We start from the raw sequence: 565 nt of genomic DNA, 5'->3' as shown, positions 1-565 counted from the left end.
AGCAAGATTGTGGCAACGATGAAGCGGCGATCACTAAGTGGTGGGATGATATTCAAGTATGGCGCGATCGTCAGTGCTTGTCTTACGAAACGTCGTCGGATCGTATTAAGCCACAGCAAGTCATTGAAACACTGCACAAGCTAACCAATGGTGACGCGTATGTGGCGTCTGATGTAGGCCAGCACCAAATGTTTGCGGCGTTGTACTACCCATTCAACAAACCTCGCCGTTGGATCAATTCGGGTGGCTTGGGCACAATGGGCTTCGGTCTTCCTGCTGGTATGGGCGTTAAGTTCGCGATGCCTGAAGAAGAAGTGGTGGTGGTGACGGGTGATGGCAGTATCCAGATGAACATTCAGGAGCTATCGACGGCCATGCAGTACGATATTCCTGTGAAGATCATCAATCTGAATAACCGATTCCTCGGTATGGTAAAACAGTGGCAAGACATAATTTATCAAGGTCGCCACTCCAACTCTTACATGACTTCTGTTCCGGATTTTGCTGCGATTGCAGAAGCTTATGGTCACGTCGGCATTCGTATCGAAACGCCAGATCAGCTCGA

General features: G+C 49.2%; 1 protein-coding gene. It reads left to right on the top strand.

Translation table 11 applies throughout. The features are described 5' to 3' along the window. The coding region (locus R8N47_RS27290; RefSeq protein WP_318186376.1) for a thiamine pyrophosphate-dependent enzyme at positions 1-565 on the top strand (565 nt) is incomplete at both ends.

The organism is Vibrio sp. 2132-1 (genome assembly GCF_033344315.1).
This window is presented reverse-complemented; position numbering and strand designations above follow the sequence as displayed.